This window comes from Streptococcus suis (assembly GCF_029616525.1).
Lineage (GTDB): Bacteria > Bacillota > Bacilli > Lactobacillales > Streptococcaceae > Streptococcus > Streptococcus suis_AF.
On the sequence record NZ_JANFME010000026.1, the window covers coordinates 19231 to 27355 of the forward strand.

7 protein-coding genes are annotated in these 8125 nt (G+C 47.0%); 5 read left to right on the forward strand and 2 right to left on the reverse strand.

Going from position 1 to position 8125, the window contains the following annotated elements; translation table 11 throughout:
- Positions 1-81: 81 nt before the first annotated feature.
- Both NOL38_RS09300 and NOL38_RS09305 read right to left on the reverse strand, forming a co-directional pair.
- Positions 82-1830, reverse strand: a complete 1749-nt coding sequence (locus NOL38_RS09300) for an ABC transporter ATP-binding protein (RefSeq protein ID WP_277941997.1) — start codon at positions 1828-1830, stop codon at positions 82-84.
- Entirely contained in the window at positions 1820-3562 is a 1743-nt protein-coding gene (locus NOL38_RS09305; protein WP_277941998.1) for an ABC transporter ATP-binding protein, read from the reverse strand. Before NOL38_RS09305 ends, NOL38_RS09300 begins: the two co-directional genes overlap by 11 nt.
- 256 nt (positions 3563-3818) lie before the next feature.
- Between NOL38_RS09305 and NOL38_RS09310 the strand changes: the two genes are divergently transcribed.
- The 5 genes from NOL38_RS09310 (at position 3819) to grpE (ending at position 7987) form a co-directional block, all read left to right on the forward strand.
- On the forward strand, positions 3819-4085 hold the full coding sequence (locus NOL38_RS09310; protein WP_027972534.1) for an ACT domain-containing protein: 267 nt from the start codon (positions 3819-3821) through the stop codon (positions 4083-4085).
- An 11-nt stretch (positions 4086-4096) separates the two neighbouring features.
- On the forward strand, positions 4097-5434 hold the full coding sequence (locus tag NOL38_RS09315; protein ID WP_277941999.1) for a PFL family protein: 1338 nt from the start codon (positions 4097-4099) through the stop codon (positions 5432-5434).
- Positions 5435-5509: 75 nt separating this feature from the next.
- Entirely contained in the window at positions 5510-6205 is a 696-nt protein-coding gene (locus tag NOL38_RS09320; RefSeq protein ID WP_024397824.1) for a histidine phosphatase family protein, read from the forward strand.
- A 222-nt stretch (positions 6206-6427) separates the two neighbouring features.
- Positions 6428-7462, forward strand: coding sequence for a heat-inducible transcriptional repressor HrcA (gene hrcA / locus NOL38_RS09325; RefSeq protein WP_136581687.1), 1035 nt, complete (start codon positions 6428-6430; stop codon positions 7460-7462).
- Positions 7463-7474: 12 nt separating this feature from the next.
- On the forward strand, positions 7475-7987 hold the full coding sequence (gene grpE, locus NOL38_RS09330; protein WP_277942000.1) for a nucleotide exchange factor GrpE: 513 nt from the start codon (positions 7475-7477) through the stop codon (positions 7985-7987).
- The last annotated feature ends 138 nt before the right edge of the window (positions 7988-8125 follow it).

Here is an 8125-nt window from a genome sequence, read left to right on the forward strand (position 1 = left end):
GATGTCTTCAGTTCTCAACAATGTAGAAAAATAAAAAAGCCAGGTCCATTTTGGAACTTGGCTTTTGTAATGGAGTGATGTTTAGGTCGCTGCCAACTGCCCTGCTTGTAACTGGTACATACGGTGGTAGTGCCCCTTGAGGGCTAGGAGCTGCTCGTGGTTTCCAGATTCAATGATTTTTCCCTTGTCCAAGACATAGATGCAGTCGGCATCTTGAATGGTCGATAGGCGGTGGGCGATAGCAATAGTTGTCCGCCCTTTTCGCATTTTCTCAAGAGAAGTCTGGACCGTTTGCTCTGTCTCCGAATCGATATTGGCGGTAGCCTCGTCTAAAATGAGAATCTTAGGCTGACTGGCCATGGTGCGTGCAAAGGCCAGAAGTTGCCGTTGACCTGTCGAAAAGGCGGTACCCCGCTCAGTGACCAGGTGGTCGTATTTTTCAGGAAGTTTCTCAATAAAGGGAGCAGCGTCCACAAATCGAGCCGCTTCCTCAATCTCCTCCTGAGAAATATCCTGATACATCTGGATATTGGATGCAATGGTTCCGTGAAAGAGGAAGGGATCTTGCAGAACTAGGCCAATCGCGGACCGCAATTCTTCTTGCGAAAAGCTACGAATATCCTGACCGTCAATCAAAATCCGTCCAGATTGGAATTCATAGAAACGCATAAAGACATTGATGATAGAAGATTTGCCTGACCCTGTAGCACCCACAAAGGCGATGGTCTGCCCCTGTCTCACTTCAAAGGAAACCTTGTCCAGAATTTGCCGCTTGCCGTCATAGGAAAAGCAAACATCCTCAAAGACAATGTGCCCCTTGTCAATCTTGGCCCCTCGGTCCAGCTGTAGCGGTTCCTCAATGGTCTGGTCCATGAGCGTAAAGACCCGTCCGGCAGATACCATAGAGGTTTGAAGGGTGGAAAAATGCTGCGTGACATCCAGCAAGGGATCGAAAAGACGATTGACATACTGGATGAAAGCATAGATAAGACCAGCAGAAATTCCATCCTGTGACCAGTCCAAACCAAAATAGGTCATGAGTAGGGCATAGGCCAAAATCTTAACAAGTGACAGGGCAGGTCGGAGAAAGAGACTGTCCAAGGCCATAGAACGACTGGCATAGTCCAGATGTTCCTGGTTGATAGCCTCAAACTCTTCCTTTAGCCTCTCCTCTTGAGAAAAGGCCTGGATAATCCGAATCCCCTCGATGCTCTCTGCCAGTTTGCTGTTGATGGCACTCAACAGACTTCTAGTCTTGGCCACAATGGGAGCTGACCGCTTCCGATATTGATCAACCAATAAGAAAATCAAGGGAAGAAAGAGGACAATCAGACTGGTCAATTTCCAATCCAGAGCAAACATGGTCGAAAGAGTCGTGATGATAATAAAGAGAGCTGAAATAAAACTGGATAAAATCCCTGAAAACATCTCTGAAATGCTCTCGGTATCATTGGTGATTCGCGAGACAATGGAGCCACTAGGAGTCTGGTCAAAGTAAGCCATTCCCAACTTTTCCATTCTCCCAAAAGCATCCCTGCGAATATCCCTGACAATGCTGTAGGAAACTTTAGCAAACCAGAGATTTCCAAAATATTGAAGTACCATTTGAAGCAGATAGAGGGCGAAGTAGGCAGCTAGAATAGCCACGGCAGTCTCAGAAATAGTGGAAATATAGTGGTCGATAAAGTAAGAAGCTAGAAGAGGGATCAGACTGCGGACTACGGTAGTCAGCAATAAAAAGCTCAAGGCAAGGACTGTCAGCAGTCGATAGGCTTTGAGATAGGACAAGAGTCGCCAAAAAACACTGGCTTGCTTGGTTTTAGAGAGCATCACTTTCCTCCTTTTCGAGTTGCTGCATCATATATGTATCGTAGTACCAGCCTTTTTCATCTAGTAATTCTTGGTGACGACCTCGTTCTACGATTTTCCCATCTTCAAGGACCAGAATCAAATCGGCATGGACAATAGCTGACAGGCGATGGGCGGTAATAATGGTGGTCTTATCAAGGCGTTCTTGCTTGATGGTTTCGAGAATAGCGTGTTCTGTTTTAGCATCCACCGCTGAGAGCGAGTCATCCAAGAGCAGGATATCTGGATTGAGAATCATAGCACGAGCCATAGCCAACCGTTGCTTTTGTCCGCCAGAAAGGGAAATCCCCTTCTCGCCAACCATGGTATCAAAGCGATCGGGCATATCCTGAATATCCTCATAGACATGGACAGCCCGAGCGGCCTCTTCTACCTGATTTAGAGATAAATCGGGATTGCCGAAGCGGATATTTTCGGCAACGCTGGTCGCAAAGAGGAATTGGTCCTGGGGTACATAGCCGATTAATCGTCGTAGGTCAGCTAGCTTGTAGTTCTTGATATTTTCTTGATTGAGCAAGATCCGTCCATTTGTCACATCGTATTCTCGCATGAGGAGCTTGAGCAGGCTGGTCTTCCCAGAACCTGTTGGCCCCACAAGGCCAATCGTCTGCCCTTTTTTGATGTGAAACTGGATGTCTTGGAGGACTGGTAGGTTATCATAGGCAAATTCGCTAATCTCATAGACAATCTCTCCATTGCTTGGTGCAGGCAGCGGTTGGTCTGTTTCAATGACCTCTGAGGAAATGCTGAGAAGGGTCTGAATCCGATTGTAAGATACATCACCACGCTGGCTAATATTGACCAAAAAACCGATGGCCATGAGCGGCCAGACGAGGAGATCTAAATAGGTCATGAAGGTTACTAGTTGGCCCAGACTGACCTGACCTTGCGAGATGAAGTGGGAGCCGACCAGAAGGGTCAGCAGGTAGGACAGGCCAATGAAGAAGAGGACGGCAGGGTTGAACAGGGCATCGTAACGCATGGTTTTGATATTCTGCAAGAAGGCTGCCTGGTTGACTTCCTGAAAAGCTGCCGTTTCTTGTTCTTGGTAGCCAAAGGATTTAGTGACCTTTATACCAGAAACAGCTTCCTGGACCTTGTTGTTAAGCTCTGAAAAGGCTGCCTGTGAAGCCTTGAAATTTTCATGAGTGCGGCGGCCTAAAAAATTAGTGGTTAGAGTCATGAAGGGTAGGGGGAGGATTGCAACCAAGGTCATTTGCCAGGAAATGCTCACACTCATGGTGACCAGTGTAACCAAGGCAGTAACGGTAGCATCAACAAAGGACATGACGCCACCACCTGCTAGTCGGGTCAGGGCATTGATATCATTGGTCGCATGAGCCATTAAATCCCCTGTTCGATGTTGCTGAAAAAAGGAAGGAGATAGGTGCATAAAGTGGTCAAACAGCCGAGCTCTCATGATTTTTCCTAGACGATAAGATGTTGCCAGGATGTTCATTCGCCAAAGATAGCGGAGGCCGTACATGGCCAAGGCTGACAAGATGAGCCCAGCTACCCCGAGTAGCAAGCGGTGCTCAGTCAATTGTCCGCTGGCAATCTGGTCAATCAACTGCCCCATGATAGAGGCGGGCAGGAGATTGAGGAGGCTGACCAGGCAGAGTGATAAAATCCCAATCAGGTAGGCCTTTTTCTCAAGGGAAAAGAACCACCATAATTGCTTGATAATCTTCATAAATGTCCTTTCTGAACAAAAGAAAGGTTGGTAGCTTGTCGCAACCAACAAATAATAGAATTCGGTGACACTAGTGTATCACAGACTGGTAGAAATAGAAAGTTTGCAACTTAAAAACTAGGCAACTCTAGCCGTAGCCGAATAGAAGGAACAGTTGGAGTTGTAAACACGTATGATAGAGGTAGAATCTAGACGATTTCTACCTTTTTCTGCATATTTATGATAAAATAAATGAAAATTTTGAAGAGGTGTTCAGATGAAAGCTATTGTTACAGTTGTCGGTAAGGACAAGTCAGGGATTGTTGCGGGTGTTGCGACCAAGATTGCGGAGTTAGGGCTCAATATTGATGATATTTCCCAAACTGTTTTGGATGAGTATTTTACCATGATGGCGGTGGTATCATCAGATGAGAAGAAAGATTTCACTCAGTTGCGTTCGGAGTTGGATGCCTTTGGTCAGTCCTTGAACGTAAAAATCAACATTCAAAGTGCTGCCATTTTTGATGCCATGCACAACTTGTAAGGAGAGATTTCATGGATATTAGACAGGTTAGAGAAACCATTGAGATGATTGAGGAGCAGCACTTCGATATTCGGACCATTACCATGGGAATTTCCCTCTTGGACTGTATTGACTCGGATATAGATAAGGCTGCGGAGAAGGTGTACACTAAAATCGTAACCAAGGCCAAGAACTTGGTGGCGGTCGGTGATGAAATTGCGGCAGAACTAGGTATTCCCATTGTCAATAAACGCGTATCGGTGACGCCTATTGCCTTGATTGGTGCAGCGACGGATGCCACGGATTACCTTCCCCTGGCTCATGCCTTGGACAAGGCGGCTCATGAGATCGGTATCGATTTTATCGGAGGCTTTTCAGCTCTGGTTCAAAAGGGCTACCAAAAAGGAGATGAAGTCCTCATCAACTCTATTCCGCAGGCATTGGCCCAAACGACAAAAGTCTGCTCGTCGGTCAACATCGGCTCGACCAAGACGGGTATCAACATGACCGCTGTGCGGGACATGGGGCGGATTATCAAGGAGACAGCGGAAGCTTCTGATATGGGTGCGGCTAAACTTGTAGTCTTTGCCAATGCGGTTGAGGACAATCCCTTCATGGCGGGTGCCTTTCACGGTGTTGGCGAGGCGGATGTGGTTATCAATGTCGGTGTATCTGGTCCTGGTGTGGTCAAGCGTGCCCTTGAAAAAGTGCGTGGTGAGAGCTTTGATGTGGTGGCGGAGACCGTCAAGAAGACTGCCTTCAAGATTACCCGTATCGGTCAGTTGGTCGGTAATATGGCCAGCGAACGCCTGGATGTCAAGTTCGGTATCGTGGACTTGTCCCTTGCTCCAACGCCAGCGGTTGGCGACTCAGTGGCACGGGTTTTGGAGGAAATGGGCTTAGAAACCGTAGGTACGCACGGAACGACAGCTGCCCTTGCTCTGCTCAATGACGCAGTGAAAAAGGGTGGAGTCATGGCCTGCAACCAAGTCGGTGGCTTGTCAGGTGCCTTTATCCCTGTGTCTGAGGACGAGGGCATGATTGCTGCGGTGCAAAATGGCTCGCTTAACCTTGAAAAATTAGAAGCTATGACGGCCATCTGTTCTGTTGGTTTGGACATGATTGCCATTCCAGAAACAACACCTGCTGAAACCATTGCTGCTATGATTGCGGATGAAGCGGCTATTGGGGTTATCAACCAGAAAACGACTGCGGTTCGTATTATTCCGCTTGGAAAAGAAGGAGACATGATTGAATTTGGCGGTCTTCTGGGAACAGCTCCTGTCATGAAGGTCAATCAGGCATCTTCTGTGGACTTTATCAACCGTGGTGGACAGATTCCAGCACCGATTCACAGCTTTAAGAACTAAAAAACGTAGACCGATTGCCACAAGCAGTCGGTTTTTTGTTATACTAATAGTAAGAAATGACAAGGAGAAAAACGAATGGCAGATGTAAGATTATATATTTCTCGTCACGGGAAAACCATGTTCAATACCATTGGGCGCGTGCAGGGTTGGTGTGATACACCGCTGACCAAGGCTGGTGAGGAAGGAATTCGTGAACTGGGCTTGGGGCTAAAGGATGCGGGCCTTGATTTTAAGGTTGCGGTATCCAGTGACCTGGGTCGAACCGTTCAGACCATGACCATCGCCCAGCGTGAGTTGGGAATTTTAGGAAAAATCCCTTACTACCAAGACAAGCGTATCCGTGAATGGTGTTTCGGTAGTTTTGAGGGCATGTACGATGCCGAGCTTTTCCAAGGGGTCCTGCCTCGTTTGAAAGGGACAGTTGATGCGACGGGGATGTCCTTTGCGGAAATCGCAGCAGGTATCCAAGAGGCAGACACCGCTGGCTGGGCAGAATCTTGGGAGGTCTTGAGCAATCGTATCTTAACAGGTTTTGAATCCATCGCCCAAGACTTGGAAAAACAAGGTGGAGGCAACGCCCTTGTGGTCAGCCATGGTATGACTATTGCAACATTGGCTCATTTGTTAGAGCCAGAGCGTGGTGCCAATGTCTTTCTTGATAACGGCTCAATCACCGTCCTCAAATACGAAAATGGCCAATTAACCATTGAAGCAGTCGGAGATATGTCCTACCGTCACCGCGGAGCAGAATTGATTGCCCAAGGGAAATAAAGAAATGAAATCAGGGATATTCTCTGATTTTTTTTGATTGAAGTAGGGAGGGACTAGGTCTTCAGACGGATTTTTAGCACTCTAAGCAAAAGAGTGCTAATTTTTTGTCTTTTTCTCTTGACAATCCATTTTTTCGGCGTATAATGAGAGTATAAGCAATTAGCACTCGTCATACGAGAGTGCTAAAGCTGAAAATCAATCGTGTTCATGAAAGGAGCGAAGATGATTACCCAACGTCAAAATGATATTTTGAATCTGATTGTTGAATTGTTTACGCGTCATCATGAGCCAGTTGGTTCTAAGGCCTTACAGGATATGATTGCTTCTAGCTCTGCTACCATTCGCAATGACATGGCCAAGCTAGAGCAACTGGGCTTGCTAGAAAAGGCTCACACTTCAAGTGGTCGGATGCCCAGTCGGGCTGGTTTTCAATACTTTGTCAACCACTCGCTCAATCTGGAACACATCAATGAAGAAGATGTTTATCAGGTGGTCAAGGCCTTCGACTTTGAAGCTTTCAAGCTGGAAGACATCTTGGAGCGGGCAAGTCAGGTCCTAGCGGATTTGACAGGCTACACCTCGGTCATTTTAGATGTGGAGCCTACCAGTCAGCAGCTGACTTCCTTTGACATCGTGCAGCTCAGTAGCCATGATGCTCTGGCAGTCTTGACTCTGGACCAGTCCAAACCTGTTACCGTCCAGTTTGCCATTCCCAAGAACTTTTTGACCAGGGACTTGGAAGTGCTCAAACGCCTGGTGGATGAACGCTTCGTTGGACAGACGGTCTTATCCATCCACTATAAGCTGCGGACGGAGGTTCCCCAAGTGGTGCAGCGTTACTTTGCCACGACGGACAATGTCTTGGATCTGATGGATTATATCTTTTCCAATCTTTTCCAAGAATCAGTCTTCATCAGTGGAAAGGTCGCATCGCTGACCTACGGCAATCTAGCTACCTACCAACTCTTGGATAGTCCTCAGCTATTGGCACCAGAGTTGCGGCAGGGCTTGGCTCCAGACCAGCAGACTAGCATTTCCGTGGCGGAGCACAGGGATCCTGCCCTAGCGGATGTGACGGTCATTCATCATCGCTTTCCAATCCCCTATCGGGGCATGGCCCAGATGAGTTTGCTTGGTCCTGTTGACATGGACTACCGCAGGCAGATGAGTTTGATCAATATCATCAGCCGCGTCCTATTTATGAAATTAACCGATTACTATCGTTATCTGAGCAGTAATCATTACGAAGTCAATTAGAAGGAGAATACTTTGTCAGAAGAAATCAAAAACGAAGAAATCGTAGAAGAGGTTGAAGCAACAGAAGAAGTTGTGGAGACACCTGAAAAATCAGAATTGGATTTGGCAAATGAGCGTGCAGAGGAATTTGAAAACAAGTACTTCCGTGCCCACGCTGAAATGCAAAATATCCAACGCCGTGCCAACGAGGAACGCCAAACCATTCAGCGTTACCGTTCGCAAGACTTGGCCAAGAAAATCTTGCCAAGTTTGGATAACTTGGAACGTGCCCTTCAAGTCGAAGGTCTGACAGAAGATGTCAAAAAAGGCTTGGAAATGGTTCAAGAAAGCTTGATTCAAGCCCTCAAAGAAGAAGGGGTAGAAGAAGTCGCTACAGATGTCTTTGACCCAAATCTTCACATGGCCATTCAAACAGTCCCGGCCACAGACGAATGCCCAGCAGAACACATCGCACAAGTCTTCCAAAAAGGCTACAAGCTGCATGAACGCTTGCTGAGACCTGCTATGGTGGTTGTGTCAGAATAGCTTAGTCTTCCAGTTTATCTTTTATTACTTCGTTAACTTGCCTTGCCGTACTCCAGTACTGTCTTCGGCTCGTTGCCTAGTACTAAAAGTAAACTGAAACACTAAGACCGCTCTGCTATTTCCCCCCCAAAAAAAAAA